At 60.6% G+C, this 24,780-nt stretch carries 24 protein-coding genes; 17 read left to right on the top strand and 7 right to left on the bottom strand.

Annotated elements, in window-relative coordinates; all coding sequences use genetic code 11:
* Positions 1-21 precede the first annotated feature (21 nt).
* Positions 22-864 (bottom strand): pca regulon transcriptional regulator PcaR, encoded by an 843-nt coding sequence (gene pcaR / locus C4J85_RS06560; protein WP_124361666.1) that lies wholly within the window; start codon positions 862-864, stop codon positions 22-24.
* A gap of 513 nt (positions 865-1,377) precedes the next feature.
* Between pcaR and C4J85_RS06555 the strand changes: the two genes are divergently transcribed.
* Both C4J85_RS06555 and C4J85_RS06550 read left to right on the top strand, forming a co-directional pair.
* The gene (locus C4J85_RS06555) at positions 1,378-1,578 is read left to right on the top strand and encodes a hypothetical protein (protein WP_003189295.1); all 201 of its coding nucleotides are present in this window, start codon (positions 1,378-1,380) and stop codon (positions 1,576-1,578) included.
* A 333-nt stretch (positions 1,579-1,911) separates the two neighbouring features.
* The gene (locus C4J85_RS06550; protein WP_124361665.1) at positions 1,912-3,387 is read left to right on the top strand and encodes an inorganic phosphate transporter; all 1,476 of its coding nucleotides are present in this window, start codon (positions 1,912-1,914) and stop codon (positions 3,385-3,387) included.
* 249 nt (positions 3,388-3,636) lie between these two features.
* Here C4J85_RS06550 and ccoM read toward each other — a convergent pair whose 3' ends face one another.
* The 3 genes from ccoM to C4J85_RS06545 form a co-directional block, all read right to left on the bottom strand.
* Positions 3,637-3,753 carry a cytochrome c oxidase subunit CcoM gene (gene ccoM / locus C4J85_RS27825; protein ID WP_034096309.1) on the bottom strand — a complete coding sequence of 39 codons (117 nt, stop codon included), beginning with the start codon at positions 3,751-3,753 and terminating at the stop codon, positions 3,637-3,639.
* 143 nt (positions 3,754-3,896) lie between these two features.
* On the bottom strand, positions 3,897-4,058 hold the full coding sequence (locus C4J85_RS27440; RefSeq protein WP_090408332.1) for a hypothetical protein: 162 nt from the start codon (positions 4,056-4,058) through the stop codon (positions 3,897-3,899).
* Between the two features lie 73 nt (positions 4,059-4,131).
* Positions 4,132-4,473 carry an aspartate-semialdehyde dehydrogenase gene (locus C4J85_RS06545; RefSeq protein WP_124361664.1) on the bottom strand — a complete coding sequence of 114 codons (342 nt, stop codon included), beginning with the start codon at positions 4,471-4,473 and terminating at the stop codon, positions 4,132-4,134.
* A 249-nt stretch (positions 4,474-4,722) separates the two neighbouring features.
* Here C4J85_RS06545 and rapA point away from each other — a divergent pair, with 249 nt between their 5' ends.
* Positions 4,723-7,569 (top strand): RNA polymerase-associated protein RapA, encoded by a 2,847-nt coding sequence (rapA, locus tag C4J85_RS06540; protein WP_124366157.1) that lies wholly within the window; start codon positions 4,723-4,725, stop codon positions 7,567-7,569.
* Positions 7,570-7,738: 169 nt separating this feature from the next.
* On the opposite strand, the gene C4J85_RS06535 is transcribed toward rapA, so the two are convergent.
* A complete protein-coding gene (locus C4J85_RS06535; protein ID WP_124366156.1) occupies positions 7,739-9,082 on the bottom strand; it encodes an MFS transporter in 1,344 nt (447 codons plus the stop codon).
* 252 nt (positions 9,083-9,334) lie between these two features.
* Here C4J85_RS06535 and C4J85_RS06530 point away from each other — a divergent pair, with 252 nt between their 5' ends.
* Together C4J85_RS06530 and C4J85_RS06525 are read left to right on the top strand one after the other, a co-directional pair.
* Complete coding sequence (locus C4J85_RS06530) at positions 9,335-9,703, top strand: YkgJ family cysteine cluster protein (protein ID WP_124366155.1); 369 nt, start codon at positions 9,335-9,337, stop codon at positions 9,701-9,703.
* Between the two features lie 137 nt (positions 9,704-9,840).
* Positions 9,841-12,105: a bifunctional diguanylate cyclase/phosphodiesterase gene (locus C4J85_RS06525; RefSeq protein WP_124409259.1), complete on the top strand. Its 2,265-nt coding sequence runs from the start codon at positions 9,841-9,843 to the stop codon at positions 12,103-12,105.
* Positions 12,106-12,309: 204 nt separating this feature from the next.
* Here C4J85_RS06525 and C4J85_RS06520 read toward each other — a convergent pair whose 3' ends face one another.
* On the bottom strand, positions 12,310-12,612 hold the full coding sequence (locus C4J85_RS06520; RefSeq protein WP_124409258.1) for a DUF2288 domain-containing protein: 303 nt from the start codon (positions 12,610-12,612) through the stop codon (positions 12,310-12,312).
* A 340-nt stretch (positions 12,613-12,952) separates the two neighbouring features.
* Between C4J85_RS06520 and C4J85_RS06510 the strand changes: the two genes are divergently transcribed.
* From C4J85_RS06510 to C4J85_RS06470, 9 genes are all read left to right on the top strand, one after another.
* On the top strand, positions 12,953-14,080 hold the full coding sequence (locus C4J85_RS06510) for a branched-chain amino acid ABC transporter substrate-binding protein (protein WP_027604422.1): 1,128 nt from the start codon (positions 12,953-12,955) through the stop codon (positions 14,078-14,080).
* A 229-nt stretch (positions 14,081-14,309) separates the two neighbouring features.
* The gene (gene livH / locus C4J85_RS06505; RefSeq protein ID WP_003231100.1) at positions 14,310-15,233 is read left to right on the top strand and encodes a high-affinity branched-chain amino acid ABC transporter permease LivH; all 924 of its coding nucleotides are present in this window, start codon (positions 14,310-14,312) and stop codon (positions 15,231-15,233) included.
* Positions 15,230-16,483: a high-affinity branched-chain amino acid ABC transporter permease LivM gene (locus tag C4J85_RS06500; protein ID WP_124361657.1), complete on the top strand. Its 1,254-nt coding sequence runs from the start codon at positions 15,230-15,232 to the stop codon at positions 16,481-16,483. The genes livH and C4J85_RS06500 overlap by 4 nt, the downstream gene beginning before the upstream one ends.
* Complete coding sequence (gene livG, locus C4J85_RS06495) at positions 16,480-17,247, top strand: high-affinity branched-chain amino acid ABC transporter ATP-binding protein LivG (RefSeq protein ID WP_027604424.1); 768 nt, start codon at positions 16,480-16,482, stop codon at positions 17,245-17,247. The genes C4J85_RS06500 and livG overlap by 4 nt, the downstream gene beginning before the upstream one ends.
* A 1-nt stretch (position 17,248) precedes the next feature.
* Entirely contained in the window at positions 17,249-17,950 is a 702-nt protein-coding gene (locus C4J85_RS06490; protein ID WP_065932826.1) for an ABC transporter ATP-binding protein, read from the top strand.
* 240 nt (positions 17,951-18,190) lie between these two features.
* On the top strand, positions 18,191-18,487 hold the full coding sequence (locus C4J85_RS06485) for a DUF2282 domain-containing protein (protein ID WP_124366152.1): 297 nt from the start codon (positions 18,191-18,193) through the stop codon (positions 18,485-18,487).
* Positions 18,488-18,510: 23 nt separating this feature from the next.
* A complete protein-coding gene (locus tag C4J85_RS06480; RefSeq protein WP_124409257.1) occupies positions 18,511-19,389 on the top strand; it encodes a DUF692 domain-containing protein in 879 nt (292 codons plus the stop codon).
* Positions 19,386-20,162, top strand: coding sequence for a DUF2063 domain-containing protein (locus tag C4J85_RS06475; RefSeq protein ID WP_124409256.1), 777 nt, complete (start codon positions 19,386-19,388; stop codon positions 20,160-20,162). The genes C4J85_RS06480 and C4J85_RS06475 overlap by 4 nt, the downstream gene beginning before the upstream one ends.
* Positions 20,159-20,644 (top strand): DoxX family protein, encoded by a 486-nt coding sequence (locus C4J85_RS06470; protein ID WP_124409255.1) that lies wholly within the window; start codon positions 20,159-20,161, stop codon positions 20,642-20,644. Before C4J85_RS06475 ends, C4J85_RS06470 begins: the two co-directional genes overlap by 4 nt.
* Here C4J85_RS06470 and C4J85_RS06465 read toward each other — a convergent pair.
* Positions 20,632-21,549, bottom strand: coding sequence for a LysR family transcriptional regulator (locus C4J85_RS06465; protein WP_124409254.1), 918 nt, complete (start codon positions 21,547-21,549; stop codon positions 20,632-20,634). The two genes, C4J85_RS06470 and C4J85_RS06465, sit on opposite strands and share 13 nt — an antisense overlap.
* A 104-nt stretch (positions 21,550-21,653) precedes the next feature.
* Between C4J85_RS06465 and C4J85_RS06460 the strand changes: the two genes are divergently transcribed.
* The 3 genes from C4J85_RS06460 (at position 21,654) to C4J85_RS06450 (ending at position 24,742) form a co-directional block, all read left to right on the top strand.
* Entirely contained in the window at positions 21,654-22,253 is a 600-nt protein-coding gene (locus C4J85_RS06460) for a short chain dehydrogenase (protein WP_124409253.1), read from the top strand.
* Positions 22,254-22,348: 95 nt separating this feature from the next.
* Entirely contained in the window at positions 22,349-23,020 is a 672-nt protein-coding gene (locus C4J85_RS06455) for a COG3650 family protein (protein WP_124361650.1), read from the top strand.
* Positions 23,021-23,128: 108 nt separating this feature from the next.
* Positions 23,129-24,742, top strand: coding sequence for an NAD(P)/FAD-dependent oxidoreductase (locus C4J85_RS06450; protein ID WP_124409252.1), 1,614 nt, complete (start codon positions 23,129-23,131; stop codon positions 24,740-24,742).
* Positions 24,743-24,780: the final 38 nt, after the last annotated feature.

The following is a 24,780-nucleotide window of genomic DNA, read 5'->3' as shown; positions in this document are numbered from 1 at the left end:
ATCTGTGCGGTCACCGAACACTTAGGCAAACAGTTGCGTACTCAGCTCGCGACTGGCGCTGAGCATGCTCGGCAGGAAGCGCTGCTCCAGCTCGCTGCGGCTGACCCGCCCGGCATGGGTACTCACATTGAGCGCGGCCAACACCTGGCCGGACGCGTCGTACACCGGTACGGCGATGGAGCGCAGGCCCTGCTCCAGTTCCTGATCGACGATGCACCAACCCTGCTGACGAACCTGTTGCAGGCATTCGAACAAAGCCTCAGGCGTGGTCAAGGTGCGACTGGTCTTGGTTTGCAGGTCGGCGTGGTCGAGATAATCCTGCAGCGAGGCATCGTCCAGGGCGGCCAGCAGGATACGGCCCATGGAGGTGCAGTACGCCGGCAAGCGGCCGCCCACGGAAAGGTCCACGGAAATCAGGCGCTGAGTGGTGGCGGAACGGGCGATGTACAGAATGTCGTCGCCTTCGAGGGTCGCCATGTTGCAGGCTTCGTGAAGCTGTTCGCTCATGCGGTCCAGATAAGGCTGGGCCGACACGGCCAAAGGCGTCGATGACAGATACGCATGGCCAAGCGTCAGCACTTTGGGCAGCAACGAGTAGGTACGGCCATCGGTGGTGGCGTAACCGAGTTTGATCAAGGTGTGCAGGCAACGGCGCACGGCGGCGCGGGGGATTTCGGTGCGGTGACTGATCTGGGCGATGGTCAGGTGACGCTTGCGCTCCTGAAACGCCTGCACCACGGCTAGGCCACGGGCCAGGGAGGTCATGAAGTCCGGATCACCGGTGAAGGCCTGGATGCGCTTGGCGGGTGAAGCCACGATCGGCGGCGCCACGGACGCGAAAGAATTGCGCAATTGATCGTTCATTTCAGGGATCCTTTTTCTTGTTTTCAACCACAGAAGGGCTGGCTGTCATTTCTAGCCGCGCCAGTAGAGATGTACAAGACGGGGCCGGCAACATTGGGCGATTATCGGACGATCATTCGATTATCGCAATTTTCAGTGGCCAAGCCTGTTTCAAAGCCTTGTGGAAGAAAAACCAGATGACCATGGATAGATATGTTCAGCCAACACTTACGTTGTGATGTAACAAAACCCGCATATGAAGTTGATGCTTTTAACTTTATGCCGATAGCGTTATTCACATGCATCGCTATAATGCAGCCTGTGCAGAGGTCAGCCCAATTTACCTGTTGGGATCAGAGCTCGCCCGGCGCCGCATACTCGAGCGCAGGGTCGATTAAAGTATCGGATTGAAAAAGCGACCGCGGGTCCCCACTTCAAACTTGGACGGTCCGTCTGTTCAAGTTCGTACACCCCAGGGCCGCCTTTTGGCATGACGTTGCACTTTTATTAAACTCAACTCAATTAGGTACAACTGTGACGAAAGATGAACTGCGCGCGGAACTTGAGCGCCAGGAGCAACGTTACAAGGATGTTTACGGCGGGGAAGTCACCACCTACGCCGCCCAGCCTGAGCCGGAACGTAAGCCATGGCGCAAGCGCGCCAGCCTGCTGGACCAGGCATTCGCCCAGGAAATCCAGAAAATCGAGCAGGAACTCAAGACCGAAGAGCCCTGAGTGCTCTTTGGGTTGGTCCCAGGGTTTTGCTGCCTCGGCCGGCCCGCCACCGGACGAGGGCAGCACGCATTAGCCGCCGCTGGTCGGCGCCCTACTGCCGCCAACGAATTTTCATACAAATGTTTCACACATGACGTTTTCGTGACGAAACCGTGTCTTTTCGCGCCCCGGCGTTAAAAATCAAAGACTTGCCAAAGCCCCGAAAACCCTGGGATACGCCCGTTTCCAGCGGTTTTTTTCAAAGTAGATTGTTACCGATGAGCAGCTAATGCATCGATTACTGAGGTTTTCTGGCATAATCGCGCCCCCTTACGACCGGGTCAGAAAACCTTCATGATCGATTTATTCAGCGGACTGGATGCTTGGGTTCTAGTGAGCCTGTTGCTCGCCCTGGCCTTTGTCCTCGCCTTCGAGTTCATCAATGGCTTTCATGACACCGCTAACGCGGTGGCCACAGTCATCTATACCAAAGCGATGCCGCCACACCTGGCGGTGTTCTTCTCCGGGGTGTTCAATTTCCTCGGCGTGCTGCTCGGTGGTGTGGGTGTCGCCTACGCCATCGTGCATTTGCTGCCGGTGGAGTTGCTGATCAATGTGAACACCGGCCATGGTCTGGCGATGGTCTTCTCGTTGTTGGCGGCGGCAATCACCTGGAACCTGGGCACCTGGTACTTCGGGATCCCGGCCTCCAGCTCCCACACCCTGATCGGCTCGATCCTCGGCGTGGGCCTGGCCAACGCCCTGATCAACGATATTCCCCTGGCTGACGGTGTGAACTGGCAGAAAGCGATCGATATCGGTGCGTCCCTGGTGTTCTCGCCGATGGCCGGTTTCCTGGTCGCAGCCCTGGTGCTGATCGGCCTGAAGTGGTGGCGCCCGCTGTCGAAGATGCACAAGACCCCGGACCAACGCCGCAAGCTTGATGACAAGAAGCACCCGCCGTTCTGGAACCGCCTGGTCCTGGTGATTTCCGCCATGGCCGTGAGCTTCGTGCACGGCTCCAACGATGGGCAGAAAGGTATCGGCCTGATCATGCTGGTACTGATCGGTATCGTGCCGGCGCAGTTCGTGCTCGACCTGGGCAGCACCACCTACCAGATCGAACGGACCCGCGATGCCACTGTGCATCTGAGCCAGTTCTACCAGCGCAACAACGCCACCCTCGGCGAGTTCCTGGCACTGGGCAAAAGCGTGAAGGACGACCTGCCGGGCAAGTTCCAGTGCAACCCGCAGCAGACCGAGCCGACCATCAACGCGCTCGTTGACACGCTCAAAGGTGTGTCCGACTACCACTCGTTGAATGCCGACCAGCGCATTGAAGTGCGTCGCTACCTGCTCTGCCTGGACGATACCGCGAAGAAAGTCGGCAAGCTGCCTGGCCTGGATGCGCGTGAGAAGTCCGACCTCGACAAGCTGCGCAAAGACCTGACCGCCACGACCGAATACGCGCCGTTCTGGGTGATCCTCGCGGTCGCACTGGCCCTGGGCCTGGGCACCATGGTGGGCTGGAAACGCGTGGTACTGACCATCGGTGAGAAGATCGGCAAGCAAGGCATGACCTATGCCCAGGGCATGTCGGCGCAGATCACCACCGCCACCATGATCGGCTTTGCCAATATCTTCGCCCTGCCGGTGTCCACCACCCACGTGTTGTCTTCTGGCGTGGCCGGTACCATGGTCGCCAACAAAAGCGGCCTGCAAGGCGGCACGGTCAAGACCATCCTGATGGCGTGGGTGCTGACCCTGCCGGCAACCGTAGGCCTCTCGGCCGGGTTGTTCTGGCTGGCGTCCAAGGCGCTGGGCAGCTGATAGCGGCCTGCAATGAACAAGGTGCGATTCGCGAGAATCGCACCTTTTTTTATGGCCCTGATGATCGTTCCCACGCTCTGCGTGGGAATGCGCCCCGTGACGCTCCGTGTCACCCATGCGCAGGCCTCAACAGCGGGACGCGGAGCGTCCGAGGCGGCATTCCCACGCAGAGCGTGGGAACGATCGGCCAAAAAAAAAGGCGACCGAAGTCGCCCAAAATGCCTTGCGTGCCCTGTAACCCGGAAAGACTTATGGTTTTTTACGCTTGTGTGCGTCTTTCCAGATAAAAATGCCAAACCCTACAAAAAACAGCACCATGAGGCTTACGGTCAGCACTCCGGCAAATACCACATTATCGATAAACATGACCGGCCTCCTGCACTTGCCCTGTTGCGATAGGGCTAAGTTAATCGAGAAGGCGGATTGGAAAATTGACGGGGATCAATGTCGCCCTCGACGGGGCGTAAAGAAAGGCAATAACTGACCTGCATCAATGGAGGCCAGTTGATTCAACGTTTTTTCGGCTTGTTCTTCGATTTCTTCTTGGCCTTACCCAGGGGCATGGCCTGTTCAAACGCCTGGCGCACTTCATTCAGGCGTTTGTCATTGAGATCATGCACACGCTTGGCGCGCTCGGCATTCAGGTCGATCAGCTTGTCATCATCACTCATGGCTTGGCTTACGTTATGGCGGGAATGTCGCAATAATGCGGCCTCCTCCGCTCGACCGCAAATCAGCCGGCGATCAAACCTCGATATCCACCCACAGGCCCTGGCGCGGCGCGTCTTCAATCAGCGGCGCCACGGGGACAGTGTTGTCGGCGTTGAGCAGATCGCCGGGGATCGGCAGGTGCTGCTCGGGGTCCTCGCTGGCTTCACGCTGACGCTTTTGCTGCTCTTGCTGACGGCGCTGTTCTTCGCGCAGCAAAAAGGTCGATTGCTCGGCATCGCCTTTTTTCAGGTCGATGGTGCTCTCGTTGGAGCCTTGTTGAACCGGCACCACGGGCGGGATATCCGGCTTCTGGCGTACCGGATCGAGTTGTGACGTGACCGGCACAACGCTGACGGGCAGCATGGGTGGCAACATAATCTTGATTCTCCTGATCAACAGGCTGTCGGCGCGCCCCGGGGCGACTTGAACATTCGCTGGTCAAGCTGTGACCCAGTCGACAGTTATGAGTGCCCGCCACCCGTCGATTCGCCCTGCGGGCCTGGGCGCTGACGCAGTACTTTTTGTCAGAGTACTTTTTGTCAGAGTACTTTTTGTCGGAGTCCTTGGGCGTGAGGCCTTGTTCCGTTAAGATAGTCGGCTTTTTCACGGCGGGAGTCAGGCAGCATGGCGCAGCAGTATCAACCGGGGCAACGCTGGATTAGTGACAGCGAAGCAGAGCTGGGGTTAGGCACCGTTCTGGCACAGGACGGCCGCTTGTTGACCGTGCTCTATCCGGCCACTGGCGACACCCGCCAGTATGCGCTACGGAATGCGCCCCTCACCCGCGTGAGGTTTTCGCCGGGCGACAGCATCACCCATTTCGAAGGCTGGAAGATGACCGTGCAGGAAGTCGACGACGTCGACGGCCTGCTGGTTTACCACGGCCTCAACGGGCAGAACGAACAGGTCACCCTGCCGGAAACCCAACTGTCCAACTTCATCCAGTTCCGCCTCGCCAGCGACCGCCTGTTCGCCGGGCAGATCGACCCGCTGGCCTGGTTCTCGCTGCGCTACCACACCCTGGAACACACCAGTCGCCAATTGCAGTCCGCACTGTGGGGCCTGGGCGGCGTGCGTGCGCAACCGATTGCCCACCAACTGCACATCGCCCGTGAAGTCGCTGACCGTATCGCGCCACGGGTATTGCTGGCCGACGAAGTGGGCCTGGGCAAGACCATCGAAGCCGGCCTGGTGATCCATCGCCAGCTGCTGTCGGGCCGTGCCAGCCGCGTGCTGATCCTGGTCCCGGAAAACCTGCAGCACCAGTGGCTGGTGGAAATGCGCCGGCGCTTCAACCTGCAGGTTGCGCTGTTCGACGAAGAGCGCTTTATCGAAAGCGATGCCACCAACCCGTTCGAAGACACTCAGCTAGCGCTGGTCGCCCTGGAATGGCTGGTGGACGACGAGAAGGCCCAGGACGCGCTGTTTGCCGCGGGTTGGGACCTGCTGGTGGTCGACGAAGCCCACCACCTGGTGTGGCACGAAGAAAAAGCCAGCGCCGAGTACTCGCTGGTCGAGCAACTCGCCGAAGTGATTCCCGGCGTGCTGCTGCTCACCGCTACGCCGGAACAACTGGGCCAGGACAGCCACTTCGCGCGCCTGCGCCTGCTGGACCCGAACCGTTTCCACGACCTGCACGCCTTCCGCGCCGAAAGCGAGAACTACCGCCCGGTGGCCGAAGCCGTGCAGGAGCTGCTGGACAAGGGCCGCTTGTCGCCCGCCGCGCACAAAACCATCCAGGGTTTCCTCGGCAATGAAGGCGAAGCCCTGCTCACCGCCGTCAACGATGGCGACAGCGAGGCCAGCGCGCGCCTGGTGCGTGAACTGCTCGACCGCCACGGCACCGGCCGCGTGCTGTTTCGCAACACCCGCGCCGCCGTGCAGGGCTTCCCCGAGCGGAAACTGCACGCCTACCCGCTGCCGAACCCAGACGAATACATGGAGTTGCCCCTGGGCGAACATGCCGAGCTGTATCCGGAAGTCAGCTTCCAGTCGCAGCCGGACATCGAGGAAGACAACCGCTGGTGGCGCTTCGACCCGCGCGTGGAGTGGCTGATCGACCAGCTGAAAATGCTCAAGCGCACCAAGGTCCTGGTGATCTGCGCCCACGCCGAAACCGCCATGGACCTGGAAGACGCGCTGCGCGTACGTTCCGGCATTCCGGCCACGGTGTTCCACGAAGGCATGAATATCCTCGAGCGCGACCGCGCCGCGGCCTACTTCGCGGATGAAGAGTTCGGCGCCCAGGTGCTGATCTGTTCGGAAATCGGCAGTGAAGGCCGTAACTTCCAGTTCTCCCACCACCTGGTGCTGTTCGACCTGCCGTCGCACCCCGACCTGCTGGAACAGCGCATCGGCCGTCTGGACCGGATCGGCCAGAAACACGTGATCGAACTGCACGTGCCGTACCTGGAAACCAGCCCGCAAGAGCGCCTGTTCCAGTGGTACCACGAAGCGCTGAACGCATTCCTCAACACCTGCCCGACCGGCAACGCCTTGCAGCATCAGTTCGGCCCGCGCCTGCTGCCACTGCTGGAAAACGCCGACGACGGCGAATGGCAGGCCCTGATCGACGAAGCCCGTACCGAGCGCGAGCGTCTGGAGCAGGAACTGCACACCGGTCGTGACCGCTTGCTGGAGCTCAACTCCGGCGGTGCCGGTGAAGGCGATGCGCTGGTCGAAGACATCCTCGAGCAAGACGACCAGTTCGCCCTGCCGATCTATATGGAAACCCTGTTCGACGCCTTCGGCATCGACAGCGAAGACCATTCGGAAAACGCACTGATCCTCAAGCCCAGCGAGAAGATGCTCGACGCCAGCTTCCCCCTGGGCGACGACGAAGGCGTGACCATCACCTACGACCGTAACCAGGCGCTGTCCCGTGAAGACATGCAGTTCATCACCTGGGAACACCCGATGGTGCAAGGCGGCATGGACCTGGTGCTGTCCGGTTCCATGGGCAACACCGCCGTGGCGCTGATCAAGAACAAGGCGCTCAAGCCGGGCACCGTATTGCTCGAACTGCTGTATGTCAGCGAAGTGGTTGCCCCGCGCTCGCTGCAACTGGGTCGCTACCTGCCACCGGCAGCGCTGCGCTGCCTGCTGGATGCCAACGGCAATGACCTGTCCGGCCGCGTGTCGTTCGTGACCTTGAACGAGCAGTTGGAAAGCGTGCCCCGGGCCAGCGCCAACAAATTCGTGCAGGCCCAGCGCGACCAATTGACGCCGCGCATCAATGCCGGCGAAGAGAAAATCGCCCCGCGTCACGCCGAACGTGTGGCCGAGGCCAAGCGTCGCCTGGCGGCAGACACCGACGAAGAGCTGGCGCGCTTGACCGCGCTGCAAGCGGTCAACCCGACCGTGCGCGACAGCGAGCTGGTCGCCCTGCGCAACCAGCGCGAGCAAGGCCTGGCCATGCTCGACAAGGCGGCGTTGCGACTGGAAGCGATTCGGGTGTTGGTCGCGGGTTGAGTACCGCCCTGCCCTGGTGAATAGAGGCCCGCGCAATACGGGCCTTTTTTTCACTGGCAAATGGCTGTGGCTGTGAGGGCCTCATCGGGGGCAAGCCCCCTCCCACACTCGAATGTATTCACAGTTCAAATGTGGGAGGGGGCTTGCCCCCGATAGAGTCACCGCGATCTCAAGCCGTAGCCAACGCCGGCACCTCCACCGCACTTAGCCCCTCTTTCATCCGCTTGGCATCGCGCACAAAACTGCGCGACGCCTGGAACAGAAACAGCATGGTCAGGAACAACGCCACCGGAATCAGGTACATGGCGTCGTGCAAACCTACAGCCTTGTAGGCCTCGGTCATCTGCTCGGCCCCCGCCGCATACATCGCCGCATGCGCAAAGTGATCAGACAGCCCGCCCACCACAATCGGCCCCATCCCACCGCCCAGCAGATACAAGCCGGCAAAGAACAACGCCATCGCCGTGGCCCGCAGGCGCGGTTCAACCACGTCCTGGATTGCCGTGTACACGCAGGTATAGAAGTTATAGGCAAACAACCAGCCCACACTGAACAGCGCGACGAACACGCCGATCTCGATCCGCCCGGCATGCAATGCCCAGGCGGTGGTGAGCGTGGAGATGATCAGACTGCACGCGGCAAACAGCAGCCGGCCATTGGCGACCCGCTGATGGATCTTGTCGGCAATCCAGCCGCCCAGGGTCAGGCCCACCAGGCCGGTCACGCCGACGATGACACCGGTGGCCACCGCTGCGTCCTGCAACGGCATCAGGAAGTAACGCTGCAGCATCGGCACCAGGAACGAGTTGCACGCATAGGTGGCGAAGTTGAAGCACAGCCCGGCCAGCACCAGCCACAGGAAGGTCGGCACCGCGAGTACGCGGCGGATCGGGCGGTCGACGCGTTCCTGGGGCACTTGCACCGTTTCCGCCGCGCCGCGTTTGGGCTCCTTGATGTAGAACATGAATACCGCGAGGATCAGCCCCGGTACGGCGGCGATAAAGAACGGCGCACGCCAGCTGTCGAACGCCTTGACCATCCAGCCAATGGTGAAGAACGCCAGCAGCAAGCCCAACGGCAGGCCCAGCATGAAAATGCCCATGGCGCGCGCGCGGCGGTGGGCGGGAAACAGATCGCCAATCAATGAATTGGCGGCGGGGGCATAGCTGGCTTCCCCGATGCCAATGCCCATGCGCACCACCAGGAAACTCCAGAAACTGCCGGCCAGGCCATTGAGCGCAGTCAGCCCGCTCCAGGCAAACAAGCCCCAGCCCATCAATTTGCTGCGCGAGCCGGTGTCGGCCAGGCGCCCCAGCGGCAGCCCGGCGATGGCATAGACGATGGTGAAAGAGGTACCGATGATGCCGAGCTGAAAGTCGCTCAGGTGCCATTCCATGCGGATCGGCTCGATGATGATCGCGGGAATGGTCCGGTCGAAGAAGTTGAACAGGTTGGCGAGGAACAGCAGGAACAGAATGCGCCAGGCATTCGCCGCTTGGGTCGAGTTCTGCATGGGTCCGTCTCTTTTATTGTTATGAGAGCTGCGATGCCCACTGCATCCTGCTCAGGTATCTGCAACATAGTCAGACTGGCGGCGCTTGTCTGTAATGATTCGTAAAGCTGATAGGACGTGATTTCACCCGACATTACGGGGCTTTCCCTACAAAAAATATATGTGTGCGCCCCCCTTCCCAACGGCCAGCGCCCGGATAGAATGGCGAGCCTTCCCGCAGTCCCCCTTACCTATTCTTAATCGATGACGCCCATGTCCGAAGCCAGTCCGTGTCTGAATTGCGGTGCCTGCTGTTCATACTTTCGTGTGTCTTTCTTCTGGGGCGAGTGCGCCTCATCGGGCGGCACCGTGCCCGATGACCTGGTGGTGCAGATCAACCCCACCCGCGTGGCGATGATCGGCACCGACCAGAAGCCCGCACGCTGCTGCAGCCTCGAGGGTGAAGTGGGCAAAGGCACGCGCTGTTCGATTTATGAACAGCGCTCAAGCCCCTGCCGCGAGTTCGACGCCTCCTGGAGCCAGGGCGTGCAGAACGTCGATTGCGATGCTGCCCGTGCTGCCTTCGGCCTGGCGCCGCTCGAAGAGCCGCTTTTTGCGCTGGATTTGCCCATCAGCGCTTAGCATCAAACGCTATGACTGGCATGCAAAAAGAGTTGTATCAAAGTGCCATTATTCCTGGAAAATCCCGCGAGGCTTCTATACTCGACCTCATAGGTCATCGCCTGAGGCAATGACGCGACACTATGACGGGACACGCTATGGAATGGCTGGGACTGCACTTTTTCACCGACCTTCCAGACAACGGGCACTTATTACTCAATTGCAGTCATAACCCCTTTCTGGTGCTGCTGGCGTACCTGGTCGCCTGCGCGGCCGGCTTTGGCACGCTGGACATGGCCGAGCGCGTCGGTCATGTCGAAGACCCCACCGCCCGCCGTCGCTGGTGTTGGTTGGGCGCCGGTTGCCTGGCGGGCGGTATCTGGTCGACCCACTTCATCAGCATGCTGGCCTTCCAAGCCCCCGTCGCCATTCATTACGAATTGCTCATGACCTTCGCCTCGTTGGTGATTGCCCTGATCGCTTCGCTGTTCGCCATGCAAACCCTCGGTCATGCGCACCTGCGGCTCCATCAGTACCTGCTGGCCTCGGTGTGGATGGGGCTGGGTATCGCGCTGATGCACTACGTCGGCATGTCAGCCATGCGCTCCCAGGCCCAGGCCTACTTCGACTCCGGGCTGCTCATGGCCTCGGTCGCGATTGCCATCGGCGCAAGCCTGGCAGCGTTATTGCTGTCGAGCTACCTGCGCGACGGTACCGGCGTGTTTCATCAATTGCTCAAATACGCCGCCAGCCTGGTGCTGGGCGCCGGCATCCTGAGCATGCATTTCACCGGCATGGCGGCCATGCAAATGCTGATACCGGACGGCGCGGATCTGTCGTTGCCCGTCAATAACAATCCGCTGCAACTGAGCCTGTCGGTGGCGACGATCACCTTGCTGGTTGTCGGCAGCAGCATCAGCGCAGCGTTGGCCGACAAAAAGCTGCAGCATAAGGAACGCGATTTGCGCCGGGTCAACGCACTGCTCAGCGAGCTGGACCAGGCCCGTGCCTCGCTGCAACAGGCGGCCCATTACGACGCGCTGACCAGCTTGCTCAACCGGCGTGGCTTCAATCAGATCTTCGCGGAAAAGGTCGCGGAAAAAACCGCGACACGCGGCATGATGGCGGTGATCTTCCTCGACATCGATCATTTCAAGCGCATCAACGACAGCCTTGGGCATGATGCCGGTGACCAATTGCTCTCCGTGCTGGCCAGCCATATCAAAGGCTCGGTACGCAGCCATGCCGACGTGGTCGCGCGTTTTGGCGGGGATGAATTCTGCATTCTGATCAATATCCATCATCGCGACGAAGCGCGGCACCTGGCCCAGCGCATCATGCAAAAAATGAAGGAACCCATCGAGTTGGCAGGCCGGCGCATGGTCATGACTACCAGCATCGGTATCAGCCTGTTTCCCGACGATGGCCAAACCTGTGAAGAACTGCTGAAAACCGCCGACCTGGCGCTTTACCAGTCCAAGGATGCTGGGCGCAATAGCTTGCACTTCTTCAGTTCCAACCTGAAAACCCGCGCTTTCCTTGAGTTGCAACTTGAAGAGCAACTGCGCGCGGCCCTGCGCGGGCGCAATGAGTTGGTGCTGTTTTATCAGCCGATCTTCGACATGAAGCTGGGCAAGGTCACGCGCCTGGAGGCCCTGGTGCGCTGGCAGCACCCACAATATGGGTTGCTGGCGCCGAACCGGTTTATCGGGATTGCCGAGAATAACGGCTTGATTGCCGAACTGGACCACTGGGTATTGCGCCAGGCTTGTCATGACTTGAGCCTGTTGTCTGATCGCGGCTATAGCGAGTTGACCATGGCCGTGAATTGCTCGGCCCTGAACCTGGCCCGTGATGAACTGGCGGATGAAATCGAAGCGGCCCTGCGCTTTGCCGGCATTGCCGCCAATCGCCTGGAGCTGGAAGTCACCGAAAACGCATTGATGGGCAATATCAGCAGCACCCTGGCCCTGTTGCGGCAAATCCGCGCCTTGGGCGTATCCCTGGCGATCGATGACTTCGGCACCGGCTATTCATCCCTGGCCTACCTCAAGCGCCTGCCGCTCAACACCTTGAAGATCGACCGGTCGTTTATCCAGGACATACCCAGGTCCACCGCCGACAGCGAAATCGTCCAGGCCATCATTGCCATGGCTCATACGTTGCACTTGGAGGTGGTGACCGAAGGGGTGGAAACCCAGGCGCAATTCGAGCTGTTGCAGCAGCATGGCTGCGATTTCATTCAGGGTTATCTGCTGAGCCCGGCGGTGGCCTTCAGCGACATCATTGGCGTCATGCAAGGCATGCAGATACGCAACCCGCTCCACACATTCAGCGCAGACGGTAATAAAGACGCCCCGCCGCCAAAGGAACCTGCCCCGACGTGCATCAGCACGCCTTCAGTCGTCAGGCCCATCCGCTGACGTGGCAGGCTGCCAGTAGTCGGGCGCCAATACCTTGAAACAATTTCCCAGCCGTTACGCCAGCGCTCCAACTGTTCCCGTGACGTTAACGTCACCGTCACCTGTGACCTTTCTCTACGGCAACGTGCCATCACGGGGGAAGCGGTTACTCCGCTACACACTTGCGCAGGCGCGAGCCGTGCACCCATTTGGCTCAGTGGTTTCTTACGCTGCCCTTTCCTGGATCAAAATCCACGGCGAGACCACCACCGCCCACAGGCCCGGGTCACGCGTGACCAAGTCCACCGTCCGCGTCGCAGACACTTCGCCAAGACTCCCCGCAGCCAGCCAGGCAGCGACTTTGTCGCGATTGTCTTCGGCCATCGCTTCGGCCGCTTCGATCAAATCCACGCCGGCGTCGACCCACAATAGGGCACCCTTGGCAAAGAACGGTTCGAGCTCCTTCCAGAAAATTTCGGCGGTTTCACCGAGCAGCTTGGCATAGAGGGTGCTAGGTTCTTGCGTCATGGGAGTTCACCTGAGTAAAAAATCGGCGCAATCATAACGTCGTGTCTCAGTTGGAAAAACCCAGTAGCAAATAAGCTGGCGATTGAAAGTGTCGGAAAAGCCAAGGAATGCTCGGAAGGCTGGCATTACCCCGCCGCAATTCTGTCTTTTTCTTTCATTTAAGCGACACAACCCGGTTTTGCCCCCAGCAGCCAGCTTTCCAAGCGATCAACCGGCGCTCTACACTGTACCGGTACAGTTGCCAGGGCATCGCCGGGGGATATCCGAGATATCTGATCCGGTTCTGCAGCTCACAAGGCCGCTAGAACTATAAAAAATACAACAGTAAGAGTGGAGCACTATGAATAAGGCTACTAAGCAGATTTCCAAACTGTTTGCCGCTATGGTCCTGGCTGGGGTTGCCGGCCATTCGTTCGCAGCCGACACCATCAAGATCGGCATCGCCGGCCCCAAGACCGGGCCTGTAACGCAATATGGCGACATGCAATTCATGGGTGCCAAGCAGGCCATCGCCGACATCAACGCCAAGGGCGGCGTCGACGGCAAAATGCTTGAAGCCAAGGAATACGACGACGCGTGCGATCCGAAGCAAGCCGTTGCCGTCGCCAACAAAGTGGTCAACGACGGCGTCAAGTTCGTGGTCGGTCACCTTTGCTCCAGCTCCACTCAGCCAGCCTCCGATATCTATGAAGACGAAGGCGTCATCATGATTACCCCGGCTGCCACCAGCCCCGAGATCACCGCCCGTGGCTACAAGCTGATCTTCCGCACCATCGGCCTGGACAGCGCCCAGGGCCCGGCGGCCGGCAACTACATCGCCGACCACGTCAAGCCGAAGATCGTTGCCGTACTGCACGACAAGCAGCAATACGGTGAAGGCATCGCCACCGCCGTCAAGCAGACCCTCGAGAAGAAAGGCACCAAGGTTGCCGTCTTCGAAGGCCTGAACGCCGGCGACAAGGACTTCTCCTCGATCATCCAGAAACTCAAGCAAGCCAACGTCGACTTCGTCTACTACGGCGGCTACCACCCTGAGCTGGGCCTGATCCTGCGCCAAGCCAAGGAAAAAGGCCTGAACGCCAAGTTCATGGGCCCAGAGGGCGTCGGCAACGACTCCATCTCGCAAATCGCCCAGGGCGCTTCCGAAGGCCTGCTGGTGACCCTGCCTAAATCCTTCGACACCGACCCGGCCAACAAAGCCATCGTTGAAGAGTTCGCCAAGAACAAGCAGGACCCAACCGGTCCGTTCGTGTTCCCGGCCTACTCGGCCATCGAAGTGATCGCCGGCGGTATCAAAGCCGCGAAGAGCGAAGACACCGCCAAGGTGGCCGAGGCCATTCACGCGGGTACCTTCAAGACCCCGACCGGCGAGCTGAGCTTCGACGCCAAGGGCGACCTGAAGGACTTCAAATTCGTGGTCTACGAATGGCACTTCGGCAAACCAAAAACCGAAGTATCCCCTCAGTAAGCCAGGCATTACTGGTCAACAAGCCCACTGTGAAAGCAGTGGGTTTTGTTTTACGAGGTTTATGGGCCATGTCACCCGCGATCCGGGCGCTGGCTCACCTGAAAATCTTAAAACCGTCACCAGCGGTTCGCTGGCAAACGCTTTGTGCAAATGTGCTCACAGAACACAGCGCAGGGCCGGAACATGACTCCACCAGTGAAATGCGTATCGGGTTTTTAGGAGCGCTGTAATGCCTGAGATCTATCATTTTTTCCAACAGCTGGTTAATGGCCTGACCATTGGCAGCACCTATGCCTTGATAGCCATTGGCTACACAATGGTTTACGGCATCATTGGAATGATCAACTTCGCCCATGGCGAGGTGTACATGATTGGTTCCTACGTGGCCTTCATCGCCCTTGCCGGGCTGGCCATGATGGGTATCCACTCCCTGCCGCTGTTGATGACCGCTGCGTTCCTGGCATCGATCGTCGTGACCAGTGCCTATGGCTACAGTATCGAGCGCGTTGCCTACCGCCCCTTGCGCGGCAGCAACCGGTTGATCCCGCTGATTTCCGCCATCGGCATGTCGATTTTCCTGCAGAACACCGTATTGCTGTCCCAGGACTCCAAGGACAAGTCCATTCCCAACCTGATCCCGGGGAGCTTCTCCTTCGGCCCCGGTGGTGCGCAAGAAGTACTGATTTCCTACATGCAGATCCTGGTCTTTGTCGTCACCCTGGTGGCGATGCTCGGCCTCACACTGTTCATTTCCCGCTCTCGTCTGGGGCGCGCCTGCCGGGCCTGCGCCGAAGACATCAAGATGGCCAACCTGTTGGGCATCAACACCAATAACATCATCGCCCTGACCTTCGTGATCGGTGCCGCGCTGGCGGCGGTCGCGGCCGTATTGCTGAGCATGCAGTACGGCGTGATCAACCCCAACGCCGGTTTCCTGGTGGGCCTCAAGGCCTTTACCGCGGCGGTGCTGGGCGGTATCGGCAGTATTCCGGGCGCCATGCTCGGTGGGCTGGTGCTGGGTGTGGCCGAAGCCTTTGGCGCCGATATCTTCGGTGACCAGTACAAGGACGTCGTGGCGTTCGGCTTGTTGGTCCTGGTGTTGTTGTTCCGTCCGACCGGCATCCTGGGCCGTCCGGAGGTTGAGAAAGTATGAGCAGATATCTTAAATCGGCGTTTTTCAGCGCCTTGCTGGTGTGGGCCGTGGCCTTCCCGGTACTCGGCCTCAAGCTGAGCATTGTCGGCATCAACCTGGAAGTGCATGGCACCGGCCCCGTGACCCTGACCATCATCGCCCTGTGCTCGGTGCTGATGTTCCTGCGCGTGCTGTTCACCCAGCAGGTCGGCGCCCTGTTCAAGGGCAACCGTGCGCCGTTGGTGTCGCCCAAGGTCAGCCAATTCCTGACCCTGCCGCGCACCCAGCGCTACATCATCATCGGCCTGATCGTGGCCGCGTTGATCTGGCCGTTCTTCGGCTCGCGCGGTGCAGTCGACATCGCCACCCTGATCCTGATCTACGTGTTGCTGGGCCTGGGCCTGAACATTGTGGTGGGCCTGGCCGGCCTGCTCGACCTGGGTTATGTGGGCTTCTATGCGGTGGGTGCCTACACCTACGCGCTGCTGTCGCACTACCTGGGTTGGAGCTTCTGGGTCTGCCTGCCACTCGCCGGCCTGATGGCGGCCACGTTCGGCTTCCTGCTGGGCTTCCCGGTGTTGCGTTTGCGCGGTGACTACCTGGCGATCGTGACCCTGGGCTTCGGTGAAATCATCCGTCTGTTCCTGCGTAACCTCACCGATATCACCGGCGGCCCCAACGGCATCAGCAGCATCCCCAAGCCGACGTTCTTCGGGCTGTCGTTCGACCGCACCGCGGCAGAGGGCATGCAGACTTTCCACGAGTACTTCGGGATTGCCTACAACCCGGTGAGCAAAGTGGTGTTCCTGTACCTGGTAGCGCTGTTGCTGGCACTGGCGGCACTGTTCGTGATCAACCGCCTGCTGCGCATGCCGATTGGCCGCGCGTGGGAAGCGCTGCGCGAAGATGAAATCGCCTGCCGTGCACTGGGCATGAACCCGACAGTCATCAAACTTTCGGCCTTCACCCTTGGGGCAACATTCGCCGGTTTCGCCGGCAGCTTCTTCGCCGCACGCCAAGGCCTGGTGACCCCGGAGTCGTTCACGTTCATCGAGTCGGCGATCATCCTCGCCATCGTGGTACTGGGTGGCATGGGCTCGCAACTGGGTGTGATTCTGGCCGCGATCGTGATGATCCTGCTGCCGGAAATGATGCGAGAGTTCAGCGAGTACCGCATGTTGATGTTCGGCGCCATGATGGTGCTGATGATGATCTGGCGCCCTCAAGGCCTGCTGCCCATGCAACGTCCACACATGGAGCTGCGCAAATGAGCCGCGAGATCCTGAAAGTCGAAAATCTGAGCATGCGCTTTGGCGGCTTGCTCGCGGTCAACGGCGTCGCCCTGACCGTCAAAGAGAAGCAGGTCGTCGCGCTGATCGGCCCCAATGGCGCCGGCAAAACCACGGTGTTCAACTGCCTCACCGGTTTCTACAAGCCGAGCGGCGGCAGTATCCTGCTGGACGGCCAGCCGATACAGGGCCTGGCCGGTCACGAGATCGCCCGCAAGGGCGTGGTGCGCACGTTCCAGAACGTGCGCTTGTTCAAGGACATGACAGCGGTCGAGAACCTGCTTATCGCCCAGCACCGTCACCTGAACACCAACTTCTTCGCAGGCCTGTTCAAGACCCCGGCGTTCCGCAAGAGCGAGCGCGAAGCCATGGAGTACGCGGCGTATTGGCTGGACAAGGTCAATCTCACCGAGTTCGCCAACCGCCCGGCCGGCACCCTGGCCTATGGTCAGCAACGTCGCCTGGAAATCGCCCGTTGCATGATGACCCGCCCACGGATCCTTATGCTCGACGAACCGGCGGCGGGCTTGAACCCCAAGGAAACCGAAGACCTCAAGGCGCTGATCGGCGTGTTGCGTGAGGAAAACAACGCCACCGTGCTGTTGATCGAACACGATATGAAACTGGTCATGAGCATTTCCGACCATATCGTGGTGATCAACCAGGGCACGCCGCTCGCCGACGGGACGCCGGAGCAGATCCGCGACAATCCCGAAGTGATCAAAGCCTATCTGGGGGAAGCGTAAAATGCTGCAATTCGAAAACGTTTCCACTTTCTACGGCAAGATCCAGGCTCTGCACAGCGTCAACGTGGAAGTGCGTCAGGGTGAGATCGTGACCCTGATCGGCGCCAACGGCGCTGGCAAGTCCACGTTGCTGATGACCCTGTGCGGCTCGCCCCAGGCCCACAGCGGCAGCATCCGCTACATGGGTGAAGAGTTGGTGGGCAAGCACTCCGCCGAAATCATGCGCAAGAGCATTGCGGTGGTACCGGAAGGCCGTCGCGTGTTTTCGCGCCTGACCGTGGAAGAGAACCTGGCCATGGGCGGGTTCTTTACCGACAAGGGCGATTACCAGGAACAGATGGACAAGGTGCTGCACCTGTTCCCTCGGCTCAAGGAGCGCTTCAGCCAGCGCGGCGGCACCATGTCCGGCGGCGAGCAGCAAATGCTCGCCATCGGGCGGGCATTGATGAGCAAACCCAAGCTGTTGCTGTTGGACGAGCCTTCCCTGGGCTTGGCACCGATCATCATCCAGCAGATCTTCGACATCATCGAGCAACTGCGCAAGGACGGGGTAACGGTGTTTTTGGTGGAACAGAACGCCAACCAGGCGCTGAAAATCGCCGACCGGGCCTACGTGCTGGAAAACGGCCGGGTGGTGATGCAGGGCACCGGCGAGCAATTGCTGACCGATCCTAAGGTGCGTGAGGCCTACCTGGGCGGTTAAAACGGTCGCTGGATGAACCGGCTTTAAAGTGTGGGAGGGGGCTTGCTCCCGATAGCTGAGTGTCAGTCAGTATATTTATCAACTGACCCACTGCTATCGGGAGCAAGCCCCCTCCCACATTTGCTTTGTGTGATGCTCAAATTTTTTTCCGGCTGGCTTGTAACGAAGTTCGTCCCCCTCTCTCTAGTGGTGCAAGCAGGCAATCAAGCCTGCCAACTCGACCACTGCTGGAGATACCCCATGACCACCAAACTGTCCGCTGCCGCCCTCCTCCTGGCCCTCGGTTCGACCCTGAGCCTGACCGCCCTGACCACCACCGCCCATGCTGCCGACGACATGCAGAAATGCTTCGGCATCGCCGAGGCCGGCAAGAACGACTGCGCCGCCGGCGCTGGCACCTCGTGCGCCGGTACGTCCAAAACCAAGGACCAGGCCAACGCCTGGAAACTGGTCCCAGCCGGTACCTGCCTGAAAACCCCAAGCACTACCTCGCCGACCGGTTTCGGCCAGGAAGCCGCTTTCACCGCAAAGTCCTGAAGCCCAGCGCGACCTGAGTACTGATGATGACCCTTTCATCCCTGCAAGCCGTCTCCCAGGCTCAGGCATCCGGCCTGCCGCGTCGGGCCGGATTGGGACTTAAGACCCAGCACTTCACTGAAGTGCTCGGCTCTTCACCAGACATTGGTTTCTTTGAAGTGCATGCCGAAAACTACATGGTCGCCGGCGGCCCTTTTCACCATTACCTGGGGTTGATCCGCGAACGCTACCCACTGTCGTTGCACGGCGTGGGCCTCTCCATCGGTGGCGAAGGTCCGCTCGACCCTGAGCACCTGGCACGGTTGGCCGGGCTGATCGAACGCTATCAACCCCACTCATTTTCCGAACACCTGGCCTGGTCCAGCCACGGCGCGGTGTTTCTCAATGACCTGCTGCCCCTGGCCTACGATGCACAAACCCTGGCGCGTGTCTGCGCGCACGTAGATCAGGTGCAAAGCACGCTCAAGCGGCCGATGCTGCTGGAAAACCCATCCACTTATGTGCAGTTCCAACGCTCCACCCTGGACGAAGCGGAGTTCATCAGCGACGTCATTCGGCGCACCGGCTGCGGGTTGCTGCTGGACGTGAATAACGTCTACGTGTCGTGCATCAATCATCAGCGCGATCCGCTGGCCTACATCGATGCCTTACCTTTGCACGCAGTCGGCGAGATCCATCTGGCCGGGTTTGCCGAAGACAGCGACAGCCTGGGCGACAGGCTGCTTATCGATGATCACGGTGCGCCGGTCGATGACGCGGTGTGGCAGCTATACGCGCAACTGCTCAAGCGCACGGGGCCGGTAGCCACGCTGATCGAACGGGATAACCAGGTGCCGAGCTTCAGCACGCTGCACGCCGAGGCCAGGCACGCCGAATGGTATCTGTCGCAGGTGATGTCATGAGCTTTCAGGACGCGTTCACCAACGCCCTGCTCGCGGCGCACGGTTCCTGCCCGGAGGGGGTGTTCAGCAGTAACGGCGCCGACCCCGCCAGCCGCTTTGCGGTGTATCGCAATAACGTCCACAGCTCGTTGATCAATGCCCTGGCGGCCAGTTACCCCGTGACGCTACAGCTGGTGGGCGAGGAGTTTTTCCGCGCCATGGCTGGCGTTTTCGTCCAGGCCAACCCGCCCACCAGCCCGCTGATCAACGCGTACGGCAGCACATTGGCCGAGTTTATCCAGGCATTCGCACCAGCCGCCAGCGTGCCCTACCTGGCGGATGTCGCGCGGCTGGAGCGCCTGCGGGTGCGTGCTTATCACGCGCCCGACATTCCGGCGCTGTGCCAGCACGCTGTTCTCCAGCATCTGCAAGGTCAAGCAGGCGTAGAGCGGTTGAGCCTGACGCTGCATCCATCGCTCGCCACCTTGAGCTCTCCTTACGCGGTCGTGACGGTATGGGCCGCGCACCAGGCGGACGGCGACCTCGCTGGCGTGGCCGGATGGCCTGCCCAGAACGCGTTGGTGTTGCGCCACGGGTTGGCGGTCAAGGTCTTCGCCATCGACAGCGGCTCGGTGGCCTTTATCAACTGCCTGAACCAGGGCGCGGGACTGGAGATGGCGGTGGAGCATGCCTTGCAGGCCTCCTCCGAATTCGATCTGCATCGGTGCCTGACGCTGTTGATCAGCCACGACGCCATTACTCATTTACCCCTGGAACCCAAGGTATCGCCATGAACAATTCCGCCGCCAGCCTGCTGAAACAGGCCATCGCACTTTTTGAAAAAATTCCCTACAGCCTGATCGCCTTTATCGCGCGCTTCTCTATCGCGGCGGTGTTCTGGAAATCCGGACAAACCAAGGTCGAAGGGTTTGCCATTGATCTGATCAGCGGCACCTTCCAACTCGGCGCCCCCAAACTGGCCGCCTCGACCTTGCCGTTATTTCGCAGCGAATACCACGTGCCGCTGTTGTCACCCGAAGTCGCCGCGCACCTGGCAGCGTTTGCCGAGCACTTTTTCCCGCTGCTGATCCTGCTGGGATTCGCCACGCGATTCTCGGCCCTTGCCTTGATCGGCATGACCCTGACCATTCAGTTGTTTGTCTATCCGGACGCCTACCCGACCCATGGCACCTGGATCGCGCTGTTACTGCTGCTGGTGGCTAAGGGCCCGGGCCGGCTGTCCATCGACCACTGGATCGCCCGTCACTCCCGCTGAAGACGGTCCAGGGCCGCGCCGCTGCGCTTGAACCAGTCCACCAAATAGTCGGCCAGTACCTGGGTGCGCCGCGGCAGGCCACCTTGATAGGGATGCACCAGGTACATCGGCTGGCTGCGCGTTTGATAATCGCGCAGCAGCCAGCGCAATCGACCCTCCGCCAATTCCGTTGGTAGCAGGTAGGACGGCAGGCGCGCGATACCGGCGCCCACCAATGCGGCTTTCTTCAAGAGGTTGTAGTGATTGGACGCGAAAGTGCCACTGACCCGCACCCGCAACAGCTCATGCTGCTGGTGGTACAGCCACTCCTCGCGGCCGCTGTAGTGACTGTTGAGCAAACAGGTATGGCCCGCCAGGTCCGCCGGGTGCAGCGGTTCACCGTGCTGTTCCAGATAGGCCGGACTGGCGCAGGTCATCTCGTGCCAGGCCAGCAGCGGCTTGATCACCAGGCGCTCATTCTCGATGGCCCCCGAGCGTACGCCCAGATCGAAGCCGTCTCGCGCCAGATCCCGATAGCTATTGTTGAGCTCCAGCTCGATCTGCACCTGTGGGTAGTGCTTGGAAAATTCCAGCAACAAGCCATCGAAGAAGGTTTCTCCCAATGACACCGGAACCGTCATACGTACTGGCCCGGCCAAATCATCCTTGAGTCGGGCCAAGGCCTGACGCGCACGCTCCACCTGTACCACCAGCGCCTGTGCCTGGGGCAGCAAGGCCGCGCCTGCGGCGGTCAGGCTCAGCTTGCGCGTGGTGCGATGCAACAGCACCACGGCGTACTGCGCTTCGAGCTGGCTGATTCGCTTGGACAACTGGCCCTTGCTGCACCCCAGTTGCTCCGACGCCACGGTGAAACTGCCGGCTTCGATCAACACGGCAAACGCCGCCAGGTCATCCATTTCGCTCATGGATTGTTTCCAATTGAAAACCAAAGGTTGCCTATTAGCAGGTTTATCCTGTGAAAAAGCCACCCTAGACTCAACCTTCACCCAGCCTCTGAAGGAACAACACGATGAAAATTCTTTTGATTGGTGCCAACGGCACGATCGGTTCAGCGGTCAAGGCAGAGCTGGCGCAGCGTCACGAGGTGATCGCCATCGGCCGCCGCAGCGGCGACTTCCACGTCGATATCAGCGACAGCGCCTCGATTCGCACGCTGTTCGAGCAGACCGGCAAGTTCGACGCGCTGGTGTGCGCGGCAGGCAGCGTGAACTTCGTGGCGCTGGGCGACATGAGCGAAGCCGACTTCGAACTGGGCCTGCGGGACAAGCTGATGGGCCAGGTCAACCTGCTGCTGATCGGCCGGGAGTTCGCCAATGACGGCGCGTCGTTTACCTTTACCAGCGGCATTTTGAACCGCGATCCGATTCGCACCGGCGCCTCGGCGGCCCTGGTCAACGGCGCGCTGGATGCCTTCGTCAAAGCAGCGGCAATCGAACTGCCACGCGGCTTGCGCATTAATGCCGTGAGCCCGACGGTGCTGGTGGAAGCCATGGGCAGCTATGCGCCGTATTTCCGTGGATTCAAACCGGTCGCCGGCGCTGAAGTGGCCTTGGCCTATGCAAAAAGTGTCGAGGGCTTACAGACCGGTCAGACCTTTGTCGTGGGCTGAGTTTCAGATCTGTAAGAATCGCCTGAAGCTGGGCCACGGGCTTGTGATGCGGCGCGAGCCTGCGTAACGTGGCGGCACTTGTCTGGAGACCGAAAATGCGTGCCGCCTCGACCCTAACGTTGCTAGCCCTGTTCCCCTTCTTCGCCGCTTGCCAGATGTTCGACAGCGAGCCCGCCAAGCTGTCTACCGCCGGGCTGACCCGCATGCAAGGTGAATTGACGGCGGTGGACGGCAAGCTGTTGTTCCAGCCCTGCAACGACCAGCGCAACTACGTGGTCAACGACACCGGTGGCACCAGCATCCTGCAGGAAGCCGCCTCGCTGGCCGGTCAGCAGGGCGCGTTGTTTGCAGATTTGCGTGGCAAGTTTTCCGGCGTTGCCAGCGGCACCCAGGGTTCGGTGGACCTGCAACAGCTGTATCGCGTCGAGCGCTCGACCTCAGCCTGTGGCGACCCGGACTTCAAGCGCATGATCCTGCGGGCAAACGGCCATAAGCCGGCCTGGGCGATGAGCGTCACGGCCAAGGGCATGGTGCTGGAGCGCGAAGGCCAACCGCCCCTGGCAGTGCCTTATGTCGAAGAGCAACTGGGTGACGGGCGCTTCAACCTGATGACCGACGCCAATAACCAGCACATCGAATTGTGGGTCGCCCCGCAGCGATGCGTCGACAGCGTGAGCGGCAGCCTGCAGCACATGACCGCCCAATTGCGTGTCAACGGCCAGGTCCAGCGTGGTTGCGCAGCCTTTGGTGGCTCGCGGGACGACTGATTGCGTCCTGCGCTGTTTTTTAACCTGACGGAAAGACGCCATTGGGGCTTATAATCGCCGGTTTGCAAAACAGCCGGCCTTCTTGCCCGCCGCCTACCGGATCCTGTCATGTTACGAATCACCGAACTCAAGCTGCCCATCGACCATCCCGAAGAAGACCTGCGGCCCGCCATCGTGCAGCGCCTGGGCATCGCCAGTGATGACCTGCTCGATTTCACCCTGTTCAAGCGCAGCTACGATGCCCGCAAGAAGTCCTCGGAGCTGTGCTTCATCTACACCGTCGACTTGAATGTAAAGGGTGAAGCCGCCCTGCTGCTCAAGTTCGCCGATGATCGCAACGTCAATCCGGCGCCGGATGTCAGTTACCACGTAGTGGGGCAGGCACCGGAAGGCTTGGTCGAACGGCCGGTGGTGGTCGGTTTCGGCCCATGCGGCATCTTCGCCGGGCTGCTGCTGGCACAGATGGGCTTCAAGCCGATCATCCTCGAGCGTGGCAAGGAAGTACGCCAGCGCACCAAGGACACCTGGGGCCTGTGGCGCAAAAGCGTACTCAACCCCGAGTCCAACGTGCAGTTCGGCGAAGGCGGCGCCGGGACCTTCTCCGACGGCAAGCTGTACAGCCAGATCAAGGACCCGAAATTCCACGGTCGCAAGGTGCTGCATGAGTTCGTCAAGGCCGGCGCCCCGGAAGAGATTCTCTATGTCAGCAAGCCGCATATCGGCACGTTCCGTCTGACCGGCGTGGTGGAAAACATGCGCCAGCAGATCATTGCCCTGGGCGGTGAAGTGCGCTTCGAAAAACGGGTTACCGACGTCCTGATCGAGGAGGGCCAGTTGAAGGGCGTGATCATCGACGGCGGCGAGCAGATCCTCTCCAGGCACGTGATCCTCGCCTTGGGCCACAGCGCCCGCGACACTTTCCGCATGCTTCACGGCCGTGGCGTGTATATGGAGGCCAAGCCGTTCTCGGTGGGCTTCAGGATCGAGCACCCACAGTCGCTGATCGACGCCGCGCGCCTGGGCAAATACGCCGGGCACCCGAAACTCGGCGCCGCCGATTACAAGTTGGTGCACCACGCCAAGAACGGTCGCTCGGTCTACAGCTTCTGCATGTGCCCTGGCGGCACCGTGGTGGCCGCGACGTCGGAGCCCAATCGCGTCGTGACCAACGGCATGAGCCAGTATTCGCGCAATGAGCGCAACGCCAACTCGGGCATCGTGGTCGGTATCACGCCTGAGGTGGACTACCCAGGCGGCCCGCTCGCCGGTATCGAACTGCAGGAGCGCCTGGAGTCCCATGCCTACGTGCTCGGCGGCAGTAATTACGAGGCCCCGGCACAGTTGGTCGGCGATTTCATCGCAGGTCGGCCGTCCACGGCCATCGGCAGCGTAGAACCGTCCTACAAGCCTGGGGTAGCCCTGGGTGACCTGGCCCTGGCCCTGCCGGACTTCGCCATCGAAGCTATCCGTGAAGCCTTGCCGGCGTTCGAAAAGCAGATCAAAGGCTACTCGCTGCACGATGCGGTCTTGACCGGTATCGAGACGCGCACCTCATCGCCGCTGCGCATTACCCGCAACGAGTCGATGCAGAGCCTCAACGTGAAAGGCTTGTTCCCCGCCGGTGAAGGCGCAGGCTATGCCGGGGGTATCCTGTCGGCGGGCGTCGATGGCATTCGGATTGCCGAGGCTTTGGCGCGGGACATGCTAGGCATCAAGGCCTGAGAACGCCGCTGTACACATGTGGGAGGGGGCTTGCCCCC

It is taken from the genome of Pseudomonas sp. R4-34-07, from assembly GCF_003852375.1.
GTDB lineage: Bacteria > Pseudomonadota > Gammaproteobacteria > Pseudomonadales > Pseudomonadaceae > Aquipseudomonas.
Note: the sequence above shows the minus strand (reverse complement) of the source record. Positions and strands in the feature narration are given on the sequence as shown.